Below are 19,976 nucleotides of genomic sequence, written 5' to 3'. Positions count from 1 at the left end.
GCAGCAAACTGAGCCATCTCTCGGGCACCCACCCGTCGCCGCGCACGTGCCGCAGCGGCCCGATCGCGTGGGGAGATCGATGGAGGTGAAGTGATGTCGTTCGCGCTGGTGCCCGTCGCCGAGGCGGCCCTGTTCACGTTCGGATGCTTGGTGATCCATGCTCTGCGGCGCCATGCCGACGTGGTCACGGCAACGCTCGCGTGCCTCGCGACACTCCTCGTCCTGATGATCGGGATCGCCTGCGCGCCGGAATCCGTCGCCAAGTATCAGGCCGCCAGCGTCACCGACTTCGCCCGCCTGGATCCGGCCATCTACTGAGGCGCCACGGCACGTCCCAGGCCGTCGCTCCCGAGCCGCGCGAGGCGACCGCCCGTCCCGCGCTGACCGGCGACGGCCACGTCGAAATCGTCCTTCGGCAGCTTGGCCAGGAAGCGCTCGGCGATCTCGAACAGCAGGATGTCCGGACGCACGCGCTCGATGTAGGGCCAGTCGAGGCTCGAGGACCAGATGAAGTGAACCTCGCTGAAACTCTCGGCGAGCAGCCCGGTCAGCAGGAACGGGTCGAAATGGGCGCAGGAATCGCCGAACAGGACGAGCCGTCGCGGATCGGCCCCCGGGGACGGGTTTCGATAGACGACATGCGCGCCGACATGCACCTCGCGGTCGCGTCCCTGCGCCTCGTAGGCGGCCAGTAGCGGCCCGGTCTCCACCCGCATCGCATCGCGCTGCAGCATGAATCGCTCCAGCCGCTCGCGCGGCCGCTCGGGCAGCTTCTCGCCGAGATCCATGATCTGTTCCGAGACGGTACCGGGACGCCCGCCGATATCGGCGGGCGGAACCGCCCCGAGTGCCCGCATGATCTCGCGATAGGCCAGCAGGCACCCCTGCGCGGTCCAGTGGGTGTCGGTGCGCAGGTAGAGCGGCGTCGCTCCGTTGCGGGCGGCGCGAAGCGGCGCGAGAAGGTCGAGATAGGCCGGGTGTCGCGCGAGGCGTCGGGCCAGTCGCCGGGTCGAAGCCTTGCCCGGCGCGTAGCGCAGGCCGTCGGTCTTGTCGTCGTAGACCGACAGCTTCTCCGGCACGATCACGTGGAGGCAGCGCATGCCGAGGTCCTCGGCCCGCCGCGCACGGGCCTTGATCAGCCGCGTCCAGCCGCGCAGCAGCAGCCAGTGCCGCAGACCGCCGCGATACCGGTCCATGACCCGGTTGGTTCCTCCGGTGAGAAATAACCAGCCGTCGCGGCCGACATGGACGCTCTCCCTGCCTGAAGACATGACGGTGCTTTAGCCGCACCGTGAGCGGGCGACTAGGCCGGACCCGGTGCCGGGACGAGGCGTTCCTCAGGCATGCCGCCTTCGTCCCTCCCGGCCGTTCAGCCCCCCGATGGCCCGGAGCCCGTCCGCCCGGGGCGGCCGTGGCGCCCGCGCCGGGTGCTGGTGATGCCGTCCGCTCTGGAGCATCCCCATGGCCGGGCCATGCTGGCCCGCGCCGAGGCCCTGGGCCTGCCGGTGGAGCGCCTGCCGTCCAACCGCCTGCCGAGCCCGCGCGAGGCGGATCCCCGCCGGGCCTACGCGGCCGCGAAGGCGACCCTCGTCCTGACGAGCGCCCCGCCGACCAAGCTGCGGCTGCAGCCGATCCCGCCCTCGGCCGACTGGCGCTTCGACCTTGCCGAGGGTTGCCCCGCCCATTGTCAATACTGCTACCTCGCCGGCTCGCTCGCCGGGCCGCCGGTGACGCGCGCCTATGCCAATCTCGAGGCGATCCTCGGCAACCTCACGGCCTATGCCGGGCGCGGGGCAGTGACCTCGGCGTCCCGGGAGCGGGCGCACGAGGGAACCACCTTCGAGGCGTCCTGCTACACCGATCCCCTCGGCATCGAGCACCTGACCGGCTCGCTCTCGGCGGCGATCCGGCATTTCGGCGCCTGGGACGCGCCGGTTCAGTTGCGCTTCACCACCAAGTTCGCCGCGGTGGCACCGCTCCTCGACCTGCCGCACAACCGGCGCACGCGGATCCGCTTCTCGGTCAACCCGCGGGCCGCCGCGCGTTACGAGGGCGGCACCGATCCCCTCCCCGCCCGGCTCGCCGCCATGGCCGAGGTGGCCCGGGCCGGTTATCCGGTCGGCCTGACCGTCGCGCCGATCCTGCCGGTCCCGGACTGGGAGGCGGCCTATGCCGGGCTGATCCGCGCCGCCGCCGACGCCCTCGCCGATGTGCCGGATCTCGACCTCACCGCCGAACTCATCACCCATCGCTTCACCCCCGGCTCGAAGGCGGTGCTGCGCGGCTGGTATCCCGGCTCGGACCTGCCCCTCGACGAGGCCGAGCGCGTCGAGAAGCGCACCAAGTTCGGCTCCGTGAAGTATGTCTTCCCGAAGCTCCTGATGCAGGCGATGCGCAGCCACCTCACCGCGTGCCTCGCCCGAGACCTGCCGACGGCGCGGATTCTGTACTGGACCTGAGCGGCTTCGGGCGCCATCTGGCCCGCATGATGGACGCGGACCCCCTGATCCTGACGCTCGCCTTCGATGAGCCGACCTTCGCCCGGTTCGACGGCGAGCGGCGTCGCTACTTCCCCGAAGCGCTGAATCGGATTCCCGCCCATGCGACCCTGTTCCACCACCTTCCGGGCGACCGGGAGCGGGGCGTGATCGAGGCCATCACCGCCCTCGCCCGCACCGTTCCGAGGCCGGAGGTCGCCGTGACGGGCCTGCGCTTCACCGGCCGGGGCGTCGCCTACGTGCTCGAATCCGACGCGCTGTCGAACTTCCGGGCCCGCCTTGCGCAGGGCTTCGCGCCTCATCTCACCGCCCAGGATCGGCAGGGCTGGCGCCCCCACGTTACGGTCCAGAACAAGGTGGCTCCGGACAAGGCCCGGGCGCTCCACGCCGACCTGTCGGCCGGTTTCGCGCCGTTCCGCTTCGCCGCGCCGGCGACGCTGCTCTGGCGCTACCGTGGCGGTCCCTGGGATGCGGTGGCCCGCCTGCCCTTCGGAGAGAACGACTGATGACGCACGTCCCCGACCCGGATCCCGCCGCATGAAGGCCCCGAGCCAGATCCGCAACAATCGCCTGATCGAGCCCGCCCTGGCGGTGTGGCTGCGGTTGCGCCTGAACGAAGTCGGTCCCCTCGTCGCCCTGCTCTGCCTGAGCACCCTCGGCTATGGGTTCTTCTACCTCGCCCACGAGGTCGGCGAGGGCTCCACCGCGGCCCTCGACCGCCGGATCCTGCTCGCCCTGCGCAACCCCGCCGATCTCGCCGATCCGATCGGGCCGCCCTGGCTCGAGGAGACGATGCGCGACATCACCGGGCTCGGCAGCGTCTTCACGGTGCTGTTCCTCACCTGCGCGGTGGCGGGCTATCTCGCCGTGTCCGGGCGGCGGCGCATCGGCCTCTACGTCCTGGCCGCGGTGGGCAGCGGCGAGCTGGTCTCGACCTTGCTGAAGATGCTCTACCACCGGCCGCGACCGGACCTCGTCCCTCACGGCATGGAAGTGTTCACGGCGAGTTTTCCGAGCGGCCACGCCACCATGTCGGCCATCGCATATCTGACCCTGGCGACCCTCATCGCCCGGGTCGAGCGCAACCGCCGCGCGAAGGCACTGGTCCTGGCCCTCGGAGTCAGCGTGACGCTGCTGGTGGGCATCAGCCGCATCTATCTCGGCGTGCACTGGCCGAGCGACGTGCTGGCCGGCTGGTGCATCGGCGCGGCCTGGGCATCCCTGTGCTGGTTCGTCGCCCTGCAGCTGCAGCGTCGCGGCGAGGTCGAGGCGCCCGATCCGCCGCCGCCCGCCTGAGGCCAACGTTAAGGTAAACTGACGGTTAAAGGAGACGGGCCGGTCCGCTTCGGGCTCAATGGCGGTTGTCCCGACATCCGCACCCATCAGGATGAAGCGCTCGTGGTCGACCGACGCCGTACTGCCCGACGCCGCGTCTGCCTGGGCGGCCGACTCCGCGTCGCGGCCTTTCTGCCGGATCTCGACTGCACGGTCCGCGACGTGTCCCTGGACGGGGCACGGATCCGGGTCCCTGCCGACGCCACGCTGCCCGATTGCATCGAGCTGTTCATCCCCTGCCGTGGCGAGACCCGGCGGGCCTTCATAGCTTGGCGGGCGGGCGAGAGCGTCGGTCTCGGTTTCGCCGAGACGGGGGCCGCGACGCAGCCGGCGGCGATCGCGCGCCGGCTCGCCGCCAGCGAGGCGGAGGTGGCGCGTCTGCGCGCCGCGCTTCTCGACGGAAACGGCACGCCGCCGGGTCGCGTTCACTGAGAGCGCGGTCCCGCCCTCGGCGGCTTCCACACCACGCGGCGCCCAAGGCGCCTCCATTCCGTCCCGGCGACACGGCGAGGCCCATGGCAGACGACACCCGGCTCTCACGACGCAATCTTCTCGCGGCCGGGGGCGCCCTGGCCGGCGCCGCGATGGGCGGCGGCGCCCAGGCCGCCCCGGCGGGCACTCCACCGGCGCCCTCGGTTCCGGCCGATACCGGCGCCGTGCAGGGCGGACGGGTGATGTTCCCGAACTGGCGCGGTGCCGGCGACAGGCCGCCCGCCCCGAGCCCGGCGCCTCAGCCACCGGGCCAGCGGGTCGGCTACTGCGTCGTCGGTCTGGGGCGCCTGAGCCTCGACGAGATTCTCCCGGCTTTCGGCGAGGCCAAGCGCGCCCGCCTGGCGGCGGTGATGTCGGGCTCCCCCGACAAGGCGAAGCTCGTGGCCCGGCAATACGGGCTGCCGGACGATGCCGTGTACGGCTACGACGGGTGGGATCGGCTGAAGGCCAACCCGAACGTCCAGGCGGTCTACATCGTCACGCCGAACGGCGTGCACCGGGACAACGTCGTGGCGGCCGCGGCGGCGGGCAAGCAGGTGCTCTGCGAGAAGCCGATGGCGGTCTCCTCGGACGAGTGCCGCGAGATGATCGCGGCCTGCGCCAAGGCCGGCGTCAAGCTGATGATCGCCTATCGGTGCCAGTACGAGCCGCACAACCGGGCCGTGATCAAGCTCGCCCGTTCGGGCGAGTTCGGCCGGCCCCGGCTGATCCAGGCCTTCAACGGCCAGACCACGGGACTGCCGGAGCAGTGGCGCCTGCGGAAGGCGCTGGCAGGGGGCGGGTCGCTGCCGGATATCGGGCTCTACTGCCTGAACACCACCCGCGCGGTTCTCGGCGAGGAGCCGAACCTGATCCAGGCCCAGATCCACTCGCCGCCGGACGATCACAAGTACCGCGAGGTCGAGGAGACGGCGAGCTTCACCCTGCACTTCCCGTCCGGCGTGATCGCCCAGTGCCTGTCGAGCTACGGGGTCTACGAGGCGCGAAGCCTGACCCTGCACACCGGAACCGCCGCCATCGACCTCCAGAACGCCTTCGCCTACCAGGGCCAGCGGCTCATCATCGGCCACCGCGACGGCAAGAACGCCGCGCGGGACGAGAAGGTCCTGAGCCCCAAGAACCAGTTCGCCCTGGAACTCGACCACTTCGCGCGCTGCATCCAGGAGGATCTGCGCCCCCGCACCCCCGGAGAGGAGGGGCTGCAGGATCAGGTGCTGATGGAGGCGATCTACGAGGCCGCGCGGACCGGCGCTCCGGTCAAGGTCGGGCCGCCCCCCGGCGCCGGGTCCGGCCTCGACGTCACCCGTGGGCCGGAGCCGGAGGAGCCGGGCTGAAGGGCCTCAGAACGGCAGCAGGATGTCGACGATCTGCTGGCCGTAGCGCGGCTGCTGCACGTCGGTGATCTGGCCCCGCCCGCCATAGGCGATCCGGGCCTGGGCGATCTTGGTCGAGTCGATGGTGTTGTCCGACTCGATATCCTCCGGCCGGACGACGCCCGCGACCACCATCTCGCGCACTTCGAAGTTGACGCGGATCTCCTGCTTGCCTTCGACCACGAGGTTGCCGTTGGGCAGAACCTGGGTGACCACCGCGGCGACGTTCGTCGTCACGGTCTCGGCGCGCTGGACCGAGCCGGCACCGTCATTGGCGGTGGCCGAGGTGGCGGACAGCAGCGCGGTGCTGCCGACGCCGAAGGACTTGCCGACCGCGTTGTTCTCCAGTCCCAGGGCGTTCGGCAGGCCGAAGCTCTCGGTGTTGGCCCGGGAGCGCTTGGTCTCGTTGCTGATGTTGGCCTGATCGGTGACGTTGACCTTCACGGTCAGGAGGTCGCCGAGCCGGGCGGCGCGCTGATCCTTGAAGAAGGCGCGGGAGCCCGTCCGCCACAGCGAGTTCGGGGCGTACGAAACCGGCTGGACGTCGGGCATCGGCATCCGCACCGGCTTGTAGCCCGGCTGGGTGGTGGGATCCTCGATCGCCGACAAGGCCGGGGTCGCGCCCACCTGCGAGAGGCGGTCGGCGGTGTTGCAGGCACCGAGCGCGCCGGCGATCAGAGCGGCGGCGAGCGGGTTCAGGACGATGCGGCGGGCCATCGGGCAATCACTCTTCGACGCGTGCAGGACGGGCGGTCAGCGCAGGGAGGCGGTCGCCTGGACGGGGGCGGCGCCGGCGGCCTGCTGAGCCGCGGGGCTGGGGCTCACCGAGACCCGGCCGGGGCCGATCACGGTGGCCTGCAGGATCTTCTTGGAGGCGACGTTGACGACGTTGACGACGGCGCCCATGCGGCCGGAATCGTTCGACAGGCCGCGCATCGACAGGCTGACGTTCGGCGTCTCGTACACGATGGTCACGTTCTCGCCGCGCGCGACCAGCTCGGGCGGGGCGGTGTCGGTCATCCGCAGCACGGTCCCGGCGGTGAGCGTGTTCTGGGCGACCTCGCCGATGACCGCCGTGGCGCTTCCCTGCGCGTCGGAGGCGACGGTCTCGCGCGGACGCCGCTCCGCCACGACGTCGCCCTCCTTCACCGGTTCGCCGCGGTTGAGCGTCCGGGTGAGCACCGCCACTTCGCGCAGTTCGACGACCACGCCGGATACCCGCAGGGAGGCCTGCCGCTCGCCGAGGCTGACCAGCCCCGCGACGCGGCGGGAGCGCAGGTCGTAGGTGACGTCGAGGGCCGCGGCCTGCCCTTCGAGGTCCACCGGAGCGAGCAGGGTCGGGCCGTCGCCGTCGAAGCGGATCGTGACGCTGCGGGGGTCGAGCCCGTAGCTGGTCTCGAGGCCGCGCTTGAGCGCGGCTTCGATCTCCGGCGGCCCGAGGCGGCGTGCGGCGCGCTGCACGGCGATCTGCAGCCGGCCCCCGGTCTCCAGGTTGGCGAGACCCAGGGCGGCGGCGGCGTCGAGGATGCGGCGGGTCTGGATCGTCCCGGTGGCACCCAGGGTGGGTGCGCGGAACAGCGGACGCGCGGCCAGGCGCTCCGGCACGCCCTCGACCAGGTCGGCCAGCGTCAGGATGTCTCCGCGGGCTGTGACGTCGCCGCGCAGCCGCAGACCTTCAGCCTGGGCCATGGCGGGGATCGCCAGGGCGCCGAGGACCGCGAAGGTCAGGAAGGCCAGCACCGCGCGCAGGATCACGGCCGAGCCGAGGGGGGAGACCCGCGGACGGGGACGGCGGATGATCGGGCTGATGTCACTTCCGTCCGCCATGCCGATACGGGGCAGATCGAGGGTCTCGAAGTCGGGATCGGGACGGGTGGGATGAGCGGGATGCATGCCGGCATACATGTTCAGGGACCTGAAGCGGGTGCGGGTCGCGCGGTTAGCTGCGGAACATCTGCGTGGTGGTGGAGAGCATCTGGTCGGCCGCGGTGACGACCTTCGAGTTCATCTCGTAGGCGCGCTGCGCGGCGATCAGGGACGAGATCTCGGTGACGGCGTTCACGTTCGCCTCTTCCAGGTAGCTCTGCTGGAGGTTGCCGAAGCCGTCGGCGCCCGGCAGGCCGCTGATCGCCTGCCCGGAGGCCGCGGTCTCGACGAACAGGTTGTCGCCGATCGATTCGAGGCCGACCTTGTTGACGAAGCGCGAGAGCTGGAACTGGCCGAGCGCCTGCGGCGCCGTCTGGCCCGGAATGCTCGCCTGCACGACGCCCGTCGCGCTGATCGTCACCGACGTCGCGTTCTGCGGCACGGTGATCGCCGGATCGAGCAGGTAGCCGTCGCGGGTGACGAGCTGGCCCGAGGCCGAGAGGTCGAAGGAGCCGTCCCGGGAATAGGCGGTGCGGCCGTCCGGGAGCGTCACCCGGAAGAACCCCTCGCCGCGGATCGCGACGTCGTAATCCTTCTCGGTGGACGAGAGCGTGCCCTGTGACATCACGCGGGCTGTCGAGGTCGTCTTCACGCCCGAGCCGAGGGCGAGGCCGGCCGGAAGCTGGGTGTTCTGCTGCGAGGTCGAGGCGCCGGCCCGTCGCAGGTTCTGGTAGAGCAGATCCTGGAAGTGCACCTGCTGGCGCTTGTAGCCGGTGGTGCGCAGGTTCGCGATGTTGTTCGAGATGACCTGGACGTTGAGTTCCTGGGCCGCCATGCCGGTGGCGGCGGAGTAGAGGGCGCGCATCGGCCGAGCTCCCCTTAGGCGACGTCGGCGAGGCGGCGGATCGCCGTGCCCCGCAGGTCGTCGAGGCGCGAGATCATGCTCGACACCATGGCGTAGGACCGGTTCACGTCCATCAGCCGGGTCATCTCGATCACCGGGCGGACGTTCGAGCGTTCCAGCGCTTCGGATTCCAGGCGTCCGTCGATGCCGGCGGGGCGTGCCGGCTCCGGCGAGGCGTAGAGGTTGCCCCCCTCGTTGGTCAGCCGCTGCGGGTTGGCGAAGGTGACGAGCTTGATGCGCCCGCGGATGCCGAGATTGGTCGACACGGTACCGTCGGGGCCGATGGCGAGGCCGGTCTCCTGCGGGTTGATGGTGATCGGTCCGCCCTCGCCCGCCACCTTGTAGCCGTCGCTGGTGACGAGGGCGCCCTGCGGGTCGATCTCGAAGGCGCCGTTTCGGGTGTAGCGCTCGCCCTGGGGGGACTGCACGGCGATGAAGGCCGCGCCCTTGATCGCCACGTTGAGCGGGTTGCCGGTCCGCTCGACCGGGCCCTGCCCGAGATCGAGGGTGGTGCCCTGGTCGATGACGTAGGAGAGACGCCGGTCGGGCCGGGCGAACGAATCCGCGCTGGCCACCGGCATCAGGTATTCCTGGAAGCGGGTGTTGCGAGCCTTGAACCCGGTGGTCGAGACGTTCGCCATGTTGTTGGCGATCACGTCCAGCTCGCGCTGGAGCGCCATCTGGCTCGACACGCCGACGAAGAGGGCATTCTGCATCGTGGACTCTGGGACTCGCGGGCCGCGGAGGCGGCAACGATCCATTCAGCATCCGCTGTGCCAAACCCAACGAAAGAAAATTCCATCGTTCTGACAAAGGCTTGACGGGAATTGCGCGGTCGTCGCGCCGGCGCCGGGTCTGCGTTGCGGCAAACCTGGCCCGGCAGGAATTGCCTGCTTAACGGCACGTTAACCGTGATGCTCCGATATCCGGGTGTACCTAGCGCGCAGTCTCCCGCGAGAGAGCATTATTCCATGGCCAAGAAGCCGAAGAAGGCCTCCGCCGAGGAAGGCGGGGCCGGAGCCGAAAGCGCCCCGAAGGGCAAGAAGAAGCTCATGATCATGGTGGCCGTCGCGGTCCTGCTCGTGGGCGGCGGCGCGGGCGCCTTCCTGATGATGGGCGGCGGCGGCGGCAAGGAGGCCGCACAGGACGGCGGCCACGGCGGAGGGCACGGCGCAGACGGCAAGGGTGCCGGCCCGGACGGCAAGAAGCCCGTGGTCTTCGTGGACGTGCGCGAGATGCTCCTCAACCTCAGTCCGGACCAGCCGCAGGACAAGGCCCGGTACGCGAAGGTCCGGATCGCCCTGGAGCTTAAGGACGCGAAGGCCGAGGAGGAGGTCAAGCCGCTGATGCCGCGGGTGGAGGACGCGCTGCAGGTCTACATGCGCGAGCTGCGCGCCAGCGACATCACGAACTCGGTGGGCCTGTTCCGGCTGCGCGAGGAATTGCTGCGGCGGGTCAACATCGCCCTGTATCCCGCCAAGGTCGATGCCGTGCTCTTCAAGGACGTGATCGTCCAATGAGCGCGCCTGCGACCACCCCCATCGCCTCCAACCCCGCGCCGGGCCGGCCCCCGATCGAGCACGCCTGATGGAACCCGAGGACGAACTCCCCGAGGACGATTGGTCGGCAGCCCTTCTGGAGCAGGGCGCCGAGGGCGGCGACTCGTCCCTCGCCGAGGAATGGGGCGCGGCCCTCGCCGAGCAGGGCACCACGCGCAACGCGAGCGACGTCGCCGCCGAATGGGCGACGATGATCGAGGACGGGGAGAGCGACAACCTCCCCGAACTCGCCGGCAACGACCGGGTGCTGAACCAGGACGAGATCGACGGCGTCCTCGGCTTCTCCATGCGCGAGCTCTCGGCCTCGGGGGCCGGGGGCGTTCAGGCCATCGTCGATTCGGGCGTCGTCCAGTACGAACGCCTGCCGATGCTGGAGATCGTCTTCGACCGGATGATCCGGTTGCTGTCGACCTCCCTGCGCAACCTGTTCCAGGACAACGTCGAGGTGACGCTGGACAACATCACCTCGGTGCGCTTCGGCGACTATCTCAACGCGATCCCGCTGCCGACCCTGCTCGGCGTGTTCCGGGCCGAGCAATGGGAGAATTCCGGCCTCGTCACGGTCGATTCGAACCTCGCCTACGCGACCTTTGACCTGCTGCTCGGCGGCAAGCGCGGCGGCTTGTCGAGCCGTCTGGACGGTCGCCCGTTCACCGCCATCGAGATGACGCTGGTGCGCCGCCTCGTGGAGATCGTGCTGGGCGATCTCGAGCTGTCGTTCCAGCCGCTGTCGCCCGTGACCTTCGGCATCGACCGGATCGAGACCAACCCGCGCTTCGCCACGATCACGAGGCCGGGCAACGCCGCGATCCTGATCAGCCTGCGCCTGGACGTCGACGGGCGCGGCGGCATGCTGCAGATCCTGTTCCCCTACGCGACGATCGAGCCGATCCGGGAGCTCCTGACCCAGAGCTTCATGGGTGAGAAGCTCGGCCGCGATCACGTCTGGGAAGGCCACCTCGCCACCGAGATCTGGCAGGCCGACGTGACCATGGAGGCGGTGCTGCACGAGATGATGCTGCCGCTCAAACAGGTCATGAGCCTGAAGGTCGGCGAGACGCTGATGTTCGACGCCAAGCCGTCGGATCTCATCACCGTGCGCTGCGGCGACTGGGCGCTCACCCAGGGGCGGATGGGCCGCGTCGACGGGCACATCGCCGTCCAGGTCACGCGGCCCCTGCGCCGCTCGCGCACGACGATCCAGGCCTACGAGGCCTCGATGAACAACCGGTCGGACAATTAGGGCCGATGAGGGTCCCAACATGAGTCTCTTCGTCACCCTCGCCGCCGACATCCTGGTTGCCGTCCTCCTGGCAGCGACCATCGTCACGTCCCTCCGTCTCTCGCGCCGCATCGGCCAGATGAAGGGCGACGAGGCCGCCCTGCGCCAGACCATCGGCGACCTGATGGTGGCGACCGGCACGGCCGAGCGGGCCATCGCCGGTCTGCGGGCGACGATCGACGAGGGCGACCGCACGCTGAACGCCAGCCTGGAAACCGCCACCATCCGCGCCGCCGAGCTGAAGCTGCAGGTCGAAGCCGGCGAGGGCGTGATCACGCGCATCGGCGCCATCGTGGCGCAGATGCGCGCCGTCCCGATCCGTCCCGAGCCGGCCCCTGAGCCGAGGCCCGCGCCGGAGATCCCGCCCGAGCGCAGGCCGGAGCAGGCCGGTCCGAACGGGGAGCGCCTCGGGGTGGCGGCCGCGGCGGCCCTCGCCATGAGCGAGCGCGCCCTCGCCCGCGTCCGGGCGCGCGCCGCGTGACCGGCGTAAAGGCCCCGAAGATCCCGCCGCCGAAGCCGGATCCCGAGGAGCGGATACGCCGCGCCGCGACGCCGCAGCGGCGCGCGCGCCGGAAGCCCGTCCGGCAGTTCCGGCTGCGCCTCATCGACGCCGTGGCGCTGGCGGCGGGCGGGCTGCTCGTGCTCAAGCTGCTCAGCCTGCTGCAGGCCGGCCTGCCGGAGAGCGCCGAGCTTCCGGAATACGGGCGCGCGGTCGCCCGGGCGCGCACCGGCTACGAGCCCTACGACCCGGTGACGACCGGATCGGTGGGCGCCAAGCAGGCGCCGGCCGCCGCGACCGAGAAGTCGCCGGAGCCGCCCCCGGCGCGGCCCGCACCGCCCGCGGCCGGGAACCCGGCCTCGCCCACCGAGCGCCTGCTCCTGGAGAAGCTCGGCGCCCGGCGCGACGCCCTGCGCCAGAAGAGCGAGGAGCTGGAGCTGCGCGAGAAGATGCTGGGGGAGGCCGAGCGCAAGCTCGAGACCGGCCTCGGCGACCTCAAGAAGGCCGAGGACAAGGTCGACGCCGTCGCGAAGGCGAAGGAGGACGCCGAGAAGCAGGGCCTGAAGAACATCGTCACGATGTACGAGGCGATGAAGCCCAAGGACGCCGCCCGGGTGTTCGACCGGCTCGGGCTCGACGTACTGGTCCCGATCGTGCTGGCCATGAATCCCCGCAAGATGTCCGAGGTCCTGGCGGTGATGCAGCCCGAGACCGCCGAGCGCCTGACCGTGGCCCTCGCCAACCGCGCCCGCGGCGCCGGAGGGCCGCAGGCCCAGGCCGGGATGGGGCTGCCCGCCAACGAGTTGCCGGCGATCGATCCCGGGGCGCCGGCGCGCTAGGAACGCGGCGCAGCGCGGGCGGCCGCGCGACTTCCCGGAGCCTGCCGTCGCATATGTCGGGTGGGCGTCATGCGGCACCCGTACGGGCTAGGGTCCGGGGCCGGGCGCGCTATAAGGGGCTCATGTCAGAGGCCGATCCCCAGCCGCTCCTCGCCGTCGAGGACCTGTCCGTGGCGTTCCGCGCGCGGGAGGGCGAGACCGTGGCGGTCGACGGCGTCTCCTTCGCCATCCGCCGGGGCGAGACCCTCGCCCTCGTGGGCGAATCGGGATCGGGCAAGTCGGTGACGGCGCTGGCGATCCTACGCCTCCTCGATGGATCGGCCCGGCAGGACGGCCGGATCCTGTTCAAGGACCGCGACCTCGCGCAGCTGCCCGAGCGGGCGATGCGCGACGTCCGCGGCGCCGACATCACCATGGTGTTCCAGGAGCCGATGACCTCGTTGAACCCGCTCCACACGATCGAGCGGCAGATCGGCGAGGTGCTCGGCCTGCATCGCGGACTCTCCGGCAAGGCGGCCCGCCGGCGGATCCTGGAGCTTCTGGACCTCGTGGGCCTGCGCGATGCGGAGCGGCGCATGGGCGCCTACCCGCACGAACTCTCCGGCGGCCAGCGCCAGCGCGTGATGATCGCCATGGCGCTCGCCTGCGAGCCGGACCTTCTGGTCGCCGACGAGCCGACCACGGCCCTGGACGTCACCGTGCAGGCGCAGATCCTGGCGCTGCTCGCCGACCTGCAGAAGCGCCTCGGCATGGCGATGCTGTTCATCACCCACGATCTCGGCATCGTCGAGCGGATCGCCGACCGCGTCTGCGTGATGCTCAAGGGCCGCATCGTGGAGGCCGGTGCGACCAAGGCCGTCTTCGCGGATCCGCAGCACGAGTACACGCGCCGCCTGATCGCCTCCGAGCCGAAGGGCCGGGCCAACCCCGTCCCGGCCGATGCCGCGCCGCTGCTGGAGGCCGGGCCCCTGAAGGTCTGGTTCCCGCTGAAATCGGGTCTGCTCCGGCGCGTCACCGGCCATGTCAGGGCCGTGGACGGCGTGTCCCTGCGGGTCCGGACCGGCGAGACCGTCGGCGTCGTCGGCGAGTCCGGCTCCGGCAAGACGACCCTCGGCCTCGCCCTTCTGCGGCTCACGCGCTCGGAAGGGCCGATCGTCTTCCTCGGACAGGCGATCGACGGCTTCGGCGTGGCGCAGATGCGCCCGCTGCGGAAGGACATGCAGGTGGTCTTCCAGGATCCCTACGGCTCTCTCTCGCCGCGCATGTCGGTGGCCGACATCGTCGCCGAGGGGCTGGTGGTGCAGGGCGCGGCGCGTTCCCGGGCGGAGCGCCGCGCCGTGGTCGCCAAGGCCCTGACCGATGTCGGGCTCGATCCGGCCGCCATGGACCGCTACCCGCACGAGTTCTCCGGCGGCCAGCGCCAGCGCATCGCCATCGCGCGGGCCATGGTCCTCAATCCCCGCTTCGTCGTCCTCGACGAGCCGACCTCGGCCCTCGACCGCTCGGTCCAGGCGCAGATCGTGACCCTGCTTCGCGACCTCCAGCGCGAGCGCGGCCTCGCCTACCTGTTCATCAGCCACGACCTGAAGGTGGTGCGGGCCCTCGCCAACTACGTGATCGTCATGCAGAACGGCCACGTGGTCGAGGAAGGCCCTGCGGAGTCGATCTTCGCGAATCCTCAGACCCCCTACACCCGCGCCCTGTTCAAGGCCGCCTTCGCCCTCGAGAGCGACGCGCCCGCCGAGCTGGAATCCGCCTGACCATGGCGCGCGCCCTCATCATCGTCCTCGATTCCGTGGGCGTGGGCGGGGCCCCGGATGCGGAGAGCTACGGCGATGCCGGCTCCGACACGCTGGGGCATATCGCCGAGCGCTGCGCGGAGGGAAGCGGCGATCGGGCGGGGCTGCGCGCGGGTCCGCTGCGTCTGCCCCATCTCGCCGGACTCGGGCTCGGACTGGCGGCCGGCGGCGCCTCGGGCCGCATCCCGCCGAACCTCGCGCCGGCCGGGCCGCCGCGGGGCGCCTACGGCCACGCGGTGGAGAAGGCCGCCGGCAAGGACACGCCCTCCGGTCACTGGGAGATCGCCGGGCTTCCCCTGACCGAGCCCTGGGAGCATTTCCCCGACACCCGGCCGGCCTTCCCGCCGGAGCTGACCCGCGCGCTGATCACGGAAGGCGGCATCCCGGGCATCCTGGGCGATTGCCACGCGCCGGGCGTCGCGATCATCGACGCGCTGGGCGCCGCGCATGTCCGGACCGGCCAGCCGATCTGCTACACCTCGGCCGACAGCGTGTTCCAGATCGCCGCCCACGAGGAGGCGTTCGGGCTGGAGCGGCTCTACGACCTGTGCCGCGTGGCGCGCCGGCTGTGCGACCCCTACCGCGTCTGCCGGGTGATCGCCCGGCCCTTCGTGGGCTCGGCGGAGGCGGGCTTCCGCCGGACCGGCAACCGCAAGGATTTCGCGGTCGCGCCGCCCGGGCGCACCCTGCTCGACCGGGCCGAGTCGGCCGGCCGCGCGGTGGTGAGCGTCGGCAAGATCGGCGACATCTTCGCCCACCGCGCCACCGGCCGCGAGATCAAGCCGGGCCCGAATGCGGCCTGCGTGACGGCGGGACTCGCCGCGCTGGCGACCCTGCCGGCGGGCGGCCTGATCTTCGTCAACCTGGTGGATTTCGACACGGAGCACGGCCACCGCCGCGACGTGCCGGGCTATGCCGCGGAGCTGGAGGCGTTCGACGCCCGGATCCCCGAGATCCTGGCGGCGCTGGCGCCGGGCGACCTCGCCGTGATCACCGCCGATCACGGCAACGATCCGACCTGGACCGGGACCGACCACACCCGCGAGCAGGTCCCGGTCCTGGCCTTCGGCCCCGGCGTGGCCGCCCGGTCGATCGGCCGGCGGGAGACCTTCGCGGATATCGGCGCCACCGTGGCGGCCCATCTCGGGCTGGCCTGGGACGGGGCCGGAACTTCGTTCCTGGATTAGGGAGGACACGACGTGCGGGACGACGACGACCGGCCGCGCAAGGCCGTTGCCCACGAGATCGGGCAGCCCCTCGACACGCTCTCCCTCGGGGATCTCGACGCGCGCGTCGCGCTCCTGCGCGCCGAGATCGCCCGGCTCGAGGCGGCGCGGGCCGCCAAGCAGGCGGCGCAGGGCGCGGCCGACGCTTTCTTCAAGCGGAGCTAAAGCTTGGACCGCAGCGAAACCCTCGCGGCCCTGCGGCGCGGCGATCTCGGCGGCGCGCGGGAGCTGCGGCTGCCCGACGGGCTGACGGCGGTGCCGCGCGAGGTTTTCGCCCTCGCCGACACGCTGGAGGTGCTGGATCTCGGCCGGGGCGACCTCGCCGACCTGCCGGACGATTTCGGCCGCCTCCACCGCCTGCGCGTGCTGTTCTGCTCCGGCAATCCGTTCCCGCGCCTGCCGCCGGTGCTCGGCGCCTGCCCCGCGCTCAGCCAGTTGGGCTTCCGCGGCTGCGGCATCCGCGAGGTCCCGGCGGAGTCGCTGCCGCGCGACCTGCGCTGGCTGACGCTGACCGACAACGCGATCGCGGAGCTGCCCGCCGCCCTCGGCGAGCGTCCGCTGCTCCAGAAGCTGATGCTGTCGGGGAACCGGATCGCGGCGCTGCCGGACAGCTTCGCGGGCGCGGCGCGTCTCGAACTGATCCGGCTCTCCTGCAACCGGCTCGAAGCGCTGCCGCCCTGGCTCGGCACCCTTCCGCGCCTCGCCTGGGTCGCCTACGCGGGCAATCCCGCCGAGCCGGCCTCCGAGCCCGCGGACGCGCCGCGCGTGCCGTGGGCGGACCTGGACGTCGGCGATCAGCTCGGTGAGGGTGCGTCGGGCCGCGTCTTCCGCGCGGCCTGGCGCGGTCCCATCGCCGCGCAGGATGTCGCCCTGAAGCTGTTCAAGGGCGCCATGACCAGCGACGGCCTGCCCGAGCGGGAGATGGAGGCCTGTCTCGCTGCCGGCACGCATCCGGCGCTTACCGGTGCGCTGGGCCGGCTCCACGATCATCCCGCCGGCGTCCAGGGGCTGCTGCTCCGGCTTCTCCCGTCGCACTGGCGGGTGCTCGCCGGCCCGCCGAGCCTCGCGAGTTGCAGCCGCGACGTCTACGATCCGAGCCTGCGGCTGGAGCCGGCCAAGGCCCTGCGGATCGCCCGCTCGGTCGCGGAGGCGGTGACCCATCTGCACGGGCGCGGGCTGCTCCACGGCGACGTGTATGCCCACAACACCCTGTGGGATGCCGCAACCGGCGCCGCCGTGCTCAGCGATTTCGGTGCCGCCTCGGCGCTCCCGGACGGACGGGGCGGCGCGGTGCTGGCGCGGGTCGAGGTGCGCGCCGTCGGCATCCTGATCGATGAGCTGCTCGATCGTTGCGCGACGCCGCCGGAGACTCTGCGGGCTCTGGCGCAGGCCTGTATGCAGCCGGATCCCGACGGGCGGCCGGCGCTCGACGCGGTGATCGCCGAGATCGACCGGCTCCAGTCCTGATCCCGTCGGATTCGACCGTGCCGCCGCTTCAGGCGGATACCGCGCGGGCTGTGCGGAGCGGGAGCCTTGTTCCCACGGCGTCAGTCCGGGATGTCGCCCTGCCCGCGCGCGATCACGGCGAACAGATCGCCGAGGGCGGCGAGGCTCGCGGCCTGGAGCTGGGCTGCCGGCACCACGTGTCCGTCCAGCCCGGGAAGATCCCGCGTCGCCGTGGCGGCGGCCACGACGGTGGGACGGAACCCGAGGTTGAAGGCGCTCCGGGCGGTGGAATTGACGCACATATGCGTCATGAATCCCGCCAGGATGACGTCCTGCACGCCGGCTTCCTGGAGGCGTGCCTGCAGGTCCGTGCCCACGAAGGAACTCGGATAGGCCTTGGTGATCACCGGCTCGTCGCCCTGCGGCGCCACCTCCGGGCTGATCTGGCCGATCGGCGCGGTCACATCGTAGGGCGTTCCCGGCCCGGCATTGTGGCGGACATGGATCACCGGGATCCCCGCGTCGCGCGCCCGCTTCAGCAGGCCCGCGGCCTCGCGGAGCGCAGGCTCGACGCCCTCGAGCCGCATGACGCCCTCGCGATAGGTCTGCTGCAGGTCGATCATCACCAGAGCGGAGCCCGTGAGCGGGGCCGGCGCGGGGCTCAGGCCGGACAGGCCGCGCAGGGTTGCCAGATCGGACATCGGCGCATCTCCCATGGCGCCGCCTTGGTGGGGCGCTCGAATGTCGGGACGCTACGACGGACCGGCCCGGAAGCGCCATAGCGCAAAGGTGCATCGTCCGAACCGCACGGGAAGGTTGACGGTCTGGATTGATCCGCACCCGCAGGTCGCTACATGCGCGGCGTGATTGCCCCGCCCCTGCGCCTCGGCGCCCTGCTCCTCGCCCTCGCCTGCGCGCATCCGGCCGCGGCCGCCCCGTCCGAAGGGGCGACCGAGACCGTCGAGCAGGCCCTGTGCCGCCTGATCGACGAATCCGCCAAGGCCCGTGGCCTGCCGGTGCCGTTCCTGACGCGCCTGATCTGGCGCGAGAGCAGCTTTCGCGTGGGGGTCGTGAGCCCGGCCGGGGCGCAGGGCATCGCGCAATTCATGCCGGGAACGGCACGGGAGCGCGGCCTCCTCGACCCGTTCGATCCCGAGCAGGCGATCCCGCATGCAGCCCATCTGCTCGCCGACCTGAACAGACAGTTCGGCAATCTTGGGCTCGCCGCCGCGGCCTATAACGGTGGCGCCGCGCGGGTCAGCAAATGGATCGCCGGCGATGGCGGCCTGCCCGCCGAGACCCGGACCTACGTGGCGGTCATCACGGGCCGGCCGGTGGACGATTGGCGGACCGGGCCCGCCAAGGCGATCGAGTACCCGGAGGGCGGTGCACCCGCCAAGCCCGAGGGCAAGGACCCGAAGGACGCGAAGGAGGCCCATCCGGAGGCACCGCAGACCTGCCTGCAGGTGACCGCCAGCCTGCGCGTCCCGTCCCGCGGCGACCGCTTCGCCCTCGGCCTCAACGAGGGACCGGCCGCTCCCTGGGGGATCCAGCTCGCGGGCAACTTCTCCAAGGCGCTGGCGCTCCAAAGCTTCAACCGGGCGCGGAGCGCCTATGCGGGGGTGATCGGCGAGGTGCGGCCGATGATCATCGGTACACGCCTGCGCAACCGCGGCACCCGCGCCTTCTACCGAATCCGCATCCCGGCGCAGAGCCGGCAGGCGGCCGACGACCTGTGCGGCCGCATCCGCAAGGTCGGGGGCGCCTGCATCGTCCTGCGGACCTGATTTTTCACGATCCGCCGCGGGACCGTCATCAATCCGCCCCGAGGGCGGTGCGGTATGAGCCGGTCGGGATAACCGGATGGGATATGACACGCCTCCTCACCGCGTTTGCTAGCCTCCTCTGTCTCGGGCTCGCCGCGTTCGGCTTCACCGCTGCCTCGCCGCTCGCCCTGTTCGACGCGATCGGCCCGCGCGATCCGGGGGGGCGCCTCGCCGCGAAGGACCAGCCCTTCGGCGAAGGGCCGCGGCGGCACCTCGATGTCTACGTCCCGACGGCGGCCGCCGAGAATGCGCCGGTCCTCGTGTTCTTCTACGGCGGCTCCTGGCAGAGCGGCTCCAAGGACGATTACGCCTTCGTCGGGCACGCGCTCGCCGCGCAGGGCTTCGTCACGGTGCTGCCCGACTACCGGCTCTACCCGGAGGCACCGTTTCCCGGCTTCCTGGAGGATGGTGCGGCGGCCATCGCCTGGGTGCGCGACAACATCGCGGGCTATGGCGGCGATCCGCGCCGGATCGTGCTCGCCGGCCACTCGGCCGGGGCCTACAACGCGGTGATGCTCGGCCTCGACCCGCGCTACGTGATCGCGGCCGGAATCGATCCCAAGGTCATCAAGGCGGTCGCGGGCCTGTCCGGACCCTACGATTTCCTGCCGTTCGATCAGGACACCACCGTGAAGGTGTTCGGGAAGGCTCCCGATCCGGAGGCAACGCAGCCGGTGGCCTTCGCGGGCCCGCTCTCGCCCCCCGCCTTCCTGGCGACCGGCGACGCCGACACGGTGGTGAAGCCGCGGCACACGGTCAGCCTCGCCGCCAAGCTGCGGGCCGAGCACGTCCCGGTCCAGGAGCGGATCTATGCGGGGCTCGATCACAAGGACACGTTGCTGGCGCTGTCCGTCACCTTCCGCTCCAAGGCCCCGGAACTCGCCGAGATGGCCTCGTTCCTGATGCGGCAATCCGCCGGCCGCTCGCAGTACACGATGCGGCGCTGATCGCTTCGGGCTTACGTCAAGGTTATCGCGCGATCGTCGGCCGGAACGTCTGATTTTCCATCGCCCCGGACCCGCGGGCCGCTAG

Annotated in this window: 22 protein-coding genes; 16 read left to right on the top strand and 6 right to left on the bottom strand. The window is 71.4% G+C overall.

Going from position 1 to position 19,976, the window contains the following annotated elements; genetic code table 11:
- Positions 1 to 93 precede the first annotated feature (93 nt).
- Complete coding sequence (locus tag MCBMB27_RS01795; RefSeq protein WP_043352033.1) at positions 94 to 318, top strand: hypothetical protein; 225 nt, start codon at positions 94 to 96, stop codon at positions 316 to 318.
- Here the strand turns inward: MCBMB27_RS01795 and MCBMB27_RS01790 are convergent.
- A complete protein-coding gene (locus MCBMB27_RS01790; protein WP_075379726.1) occupies positions 312 to 1,271 on the bottom strand; it encodes an alginate O-acetyltransferase AlgX-related protein in 960 nt (319 codons plus the stop codon). The genes MCBMB27_RS01795 and MCBMB27_RS01790 overlap by 7 nt on opposite strands.
- Positions 1,272 to 1,343: 72 nt before the next feature.
- On the opposite strand from MCBMB27_RS01790, the gene MCBMB27_RS01785 reads away from it, so the two are divergent.
- The 5 genes from MCBMB27_RS01785 to MCBMB27_RS01765 all read left to right on the top strand — a co-directional run bounded on the left by MCBMB27_RS01785 (position 1,344) and on the right by MCBMB27_RS01765 (position 5,659).
- Positions 1,344 to 2,459: an SPL family radical SAM protein gene (locus MCBMB27_RS01785; RefSeq protein WP_075379725.1), complete on the top strand. Its 1,116-nt coding sequence runs from the start codon at positions 1,344 to 1,346 to the stop codon at positions 2,457 to 2,459.
- 26 nt (positions 2,460 to 2,485) lie between these two features.
- Positions 2,486 to 3,004, top strand: a complete 519-nt coding sequence (locus MCBMB27_RS01780) for a 2'-5' RNA ligase family protein (protein ID WP_075379724.1) — start codon at positions 2,486 to 2,488, stop codon at positions 3,002 to 3,004.
- Positions 3,005 to 3,035: 31 nt separating this feature from the next.
- A complete protein-coding gene (locus MCBMB27_RS01775; protein WP_043356220.1) occupies positions 3,036 to 3,794 on the top strand; it encodes a phosphatase PAP2 family protein in 759 nt (252 codons plus the stop codon).
- Between the two features lie 102 nt (positions 3,795 to 3,896).
- Positions 3,897 to 4,265, top strand: coding sequence for a PilZ domain-containing protein (locus MCBMB27_RS01770; protein ID WP_043388725.1), 369 nt, complete (start codon positions 3,897 to 3,899; stop codon positions 4,263 to 4,265).
- Between the two features lie 83 nt (positions 4,266 to 4,348).
- On the top strand, positions 4,349 to 5,659 hold the full coding sequence (locus MCBMB27_RS01765; RefSeq protein ID WP_075379723.1) for a Gfo/Idh/MocA family protein: 1,311 nt from the start codon (positions 4,349 to 4,351) through the stop codon (positions 5,657 to 5,659).
- Between the two features lie 6 nt (positions 5,660 to 5,665).
- Here MCBMB27_RS01765 and flgH read toward each other — a convergent pair whose 3' ends face one another.
- Genes flgH through flgF form a run of 4 tightly spaced genes read right to left on the bottom strand, consistent with a single transcriptional unit; the run spans position 5,666 to position 9,184 of the window.
- Positions 5,666 to 6,415 carry a flagellar basal body L-ring protein FlgH gene (gene flgH / locus MCBMB27_RS01760; protein ID WP_043352094.1) on the bottom strand — a complete coding sequence of 250 codons (750 nt, stop codon included), beginning with the start codon at positions 6,413 to 6,415 and terminating at the stop codon, positions 5,666 to 5,668.
- A gap of 36 nt (positions 6,416 to 6,451) precedes the next feature.
- Entirely contained in the window at positions 6,452 to 7,603 is a 1,152-nt protein-coding gene (flgA, locus tag MCBMB27_RS01755; protein WP_083683311.1) for a flagellar basal body P-ring formation chaperone FlgA, read from the bottom strand.
- Between the two features lie 34 nt (positions 7,604 to 7,637).
- Positions 7,638 to 8,429 (bottom strand): flagellar basal-body rod protein FlgG, encoded by a 792-nt coding sequence (flgG, locus tag MCBMB27_RS01750; RefSeq protein ID WP_043388717.1) that lies wholly within the window; start codon positions 8,427 to 8,429, stop codon positions 7,638 to 7,640.
- Positions 8,430 to 8,443: 14 nt separating this feature from the next.
- Complete coding sequence (gene flgF / locus MCBMB27_RS01745; RefSeq protein WP_043388715.1) at positions 8,444 to 9,184, bottom strand: flagellar basal-body rod protein FlgF; 741 nt, start codon at positions 9,182 to 9,184, stop codon at positions 8,444 to 8,446.
- Positions 9,185 to 9,439: 255 nt separating this feature from the next.
- On the opposite strand from flgF, the gene fliL reads away from it, so the two are divergent.
- From fliL to MCBMB27_RS01705, 8 genes are all read left to right on the top strand, one after another.
- On the top strand, positions 9,440 to 9,988 hold the full coding sequence (fliL, locus tag MCBMB27_RS01740; protein ID WP_075379722.1) for a flagellar basal body-associated protein FliL: 549 nt from the start codon (positions 9,440 to 9,442) through the stop codon (positions 9,986 to 9,988).
- Positions 9,989 to 10,052: 64 nt separating this feature from the next.
- Positions 10,053 to 11,270: a flagellar motor switch protein FliM gene (gene fliM, locus MCBMB27_RS01735; protein WP_085987666.1), complete on the top strand. Its 1,218-nt coding sequence runs from the start codon at positions 10,053 to 10,055 to the stop codon at positions 11,268 to 11,270.
- Positions 11,271 to 11,289: 19 nt separating this feature from the next.
- Positions 11,290 to 11,790, top strand: a complete 501-nt coding sequence (locus MCBMB27_RS01730) for a DUF6468 domain-containing protein (RefSeq protein ID WP_053610939.1) — start codon at positions 11,290 to 11,292, stop codon at positions 11,788 to 11,790.
- Positions 11,787 to 12,647: a MotE family protein gene (locus tag MCBMB27_RS01725; RefSeq protein ID WP_236952865.1), complete on the top strand. Its 861-nt coding sequence runs from the start codon at positions 11,787 to 11,789 to the stop codon at positions 12,645 to 12,647. The genes MCBMB27_RS01730 and MCBMB27_RS01725 overlap by 4 nt, the downstream gene beginning before the upstream one ends.
- Before the next feature lie 122 nt (positions 12,648 to 12,769).
- On the top strand, positions 12,770 to 14,407 hold the full coding sequence (locus MCBMB27_RS01720) for an ABC transporter ATP-binding protein (protein WP_053610940.1): 1,638 nt from the start codon (positions 12,770 to 12,772) through the stop codon (positions 14,405 to 14,407).
- A gap of 2 nt (positions 14,408 to 14,409) precedes the next feature.
- Positions 14,410 to 15,633, top strand: a complete 1,224-nt coding sequence (locus tag MCBMB27_RS01715) for a phosphopentomutase (RefSeq protein ID WP_075379721.1) — start codon at positions 14,410 to 14,412, stop codon at positions 15,631 to 15,633.
- A 12-nt stretch (positions 15,634 to 15,645) separates the two neighbouring features.
- Positions 15,646 to 15,837, top strand: coding sequence for a DUF1192 domain-containing protein (locus MCBMB27_RS01710; protein ID WP_043388707.1), 192 nt, complete (start codon positions 15,646 to 15,648; stop codon positions 15,835 to 15,837).
- Between the two features lie 3 nt (positions 15,838 to 15,840).
- Entirely contained in the window at positions 15,841 to 17,139 is a 1,299-nt protein-coding gene (locus MCBMB27_RS01705) for a leucine-rich repeat-containing protein kinase family protein (protein WP_075379720.1), read from the top strand.
- 80 nt (positions 17,140 to 17,219) lie between these two features.
- Here MCBMB27_RS01705 and MCBMB27_RS01700 read toward each other — a convergent pair whose 3' ends face one another.
- The gene (locus MCBMB27_RS01700) at positions 17,220 to 17,819 is read right to left on the bottom strand and encodes a cysteine hydrolase family protein (RefSeq protein WP_043755932.1); all 600 of its coding nucleotides are present in this window, start codon (positions 17,817 to 17,819) and stop codon (positions 17,220 to 17,222) included.
- Positions 17,820 to 17,972: 153 nt separating this feature from the next.
- On the opposite strand from MCBMB27_RS01700, the gene MCBMB27_RS01695 reads away from it, so the two are divergent.
- Both MCBMB27_RS01695 and MCBMB27_RS01690 read left to right on the top strand, forming a co-directional pair.
- Positions 17,973 to 18,905 carry a lytic transglycosylase domain-containing protein gene (locus MCBMB27_RS01695; protein WP_075379719.1) on the top strand — a complete coding sequence of 311 codons (933 nt, stop codon included), beginning with the start codon at positions 17,973 to 17,975 and terminating at the stop codon, positions 18,903 to 18,905.
- An 83-nt stretch (positions 18,906 to 18,988) separates the two neighbouring features.
- Positions 18,989 to 19,891: an alpha/beta hydrolase gene (locus tag MCBMB27_RS01690; protein ID WP_043346765.1), complete on the top strand. Its 903-nt coding sequence runs from the start codon at positions 18,989 to 18,991 to the stop codon at positions 19,889 to 19,891.
- Positions 19,892 to 19,976 lie beyond the last annotated feature (85 nt).

This window comes from Methylobacterium phyllosphaerae, assembly GCF_001936175.1.
In the GTDB taxonomy this organism is placed as follows: Bacteria; Pseudomonadota; Alphaproteobacteria; order Rhizobiales; family Beijerinckiaceae; genus Methylobacterium; species Methylobacterium fujisawaense.
This window is presented reverse-complemented; position numbering and strand designations above follow the sequence as displayed.

Coding starts and splice junctions, on each gene's coding strand:
- MCBMB27_RS01795 (WP_043352033.1), top strand. CDS start 94: ATGTCGTTCGCGCTGGTGCCCGTCGCCGAGGCGGCCCTGTTCACGTTC.
- MCBMB27_RS01790 (WP_075379726.1), bottom strand. CDS start 1,271: ATGTCTTCAGGCAGGGAGAGCGTCCATGTCGGCCGCGACGGCTGGTTA.
- MCBMB27_RS01785 (WP_075379725.1), top strand. CDS start 1,344: ATGCCGCCTTCGTCCCTCCCGGCCGTTCAGCCCCCCGATGGCCCGGAG.
- MCBMB27_RS01780 (WP_075379724.1), top strand. CDS start 2,486: ATGATGGACGCGGACCCCCTGATCCTGACGCTCGCCTTCGATGAGCCG.
- MCBMB27_RS01775 (WP_043356220.1), top strand. CDS start 3,036: ATGAAGGCCCCGAGCCAGATCCGCAACAATCGCCTGATCGAGCCCGCC.
- MCBMB27_RS01765 (WP_075379723.1), top strand. CDS start 4,349: ATGGCAGACGACACCCGGCTCTCACGACGCAATCTTCTCGCGGCCGGG.
- flgH (WP_043352094.1), bottom strand. CDS start 6,415: ATGGCCCGCCGCATCGTCCTGAACCCGCTCGCCGCCGCTCTGATCGCC.
- flgA (WP_083683311.1), bottom strand. CDS start 7,603: ATGTATGCCGGCATGCATCCCGCTCATCCCACCCGTCCCGATCCCGAC.
- flgG (WP_043388717.1), bottom strand. CDS start 8,429: ATGCGCGCCCTCTACTCCGCCGCCACCGGCATGGCGGCCCAGGAACTC.
- flgF (WP_043388715.1), bottom strand. CDS start 9,184: ATGCAGAATGCCCTCTTCGTCGGCGTGTCGAGCCAGATGGCGCTCCAG.
- fliL (WP_075379722.1), top strand. CDS start 9,440: ATGGCCAAGAAGCCGAAGAAGGCCTCCGCCGAGGAAGGCGGGGCCGGA.
- MCBMB27_RS01730 (WP_053610939.1), top strand. CDS start 11,290: ATGAGTCTCTTCGTCACCCTCGCCGCCGACATCCTGGTTGCCGTCCTC.
- MCBMB27_RS01720 (WP_053610940.1), top strand. CDS start 12,770: ATGTCAGAGGCCGATCCCCAGCCGCTCCTCGCCGTCGAGGACCTGTCC.
- MCBMB27_RS01715 (WP_075379721.1), top strand. CDS start 14,410: ATGGCGCGCGCCCTCATCATCGTCCTCGATTCCGTGGGCGTGGGCGGG.
- MCBMB27_RS01700 (WP_043755932.1), bottom strand. CDS start 17,819: ATGTCCGATCTGGCAACCCTGCGCGGCCTGTCCGGCCTGAGCCCCGCG.
- MCBMB27_RS01695 (WP_075379719.1), top strand. CDS start 17,973: ATGCGCGGCGTGATTGCCCCGCCCCTGCGCCTCGGCGCCCTGCTCCTC.
- MCBMB27_RS01690 (WP_043346765.1), top strand. CDS start 18,989: ATGACACGCCTCCTCACCGCGTTTGCTAGCCTCCTCTGTCTCGGGCTC.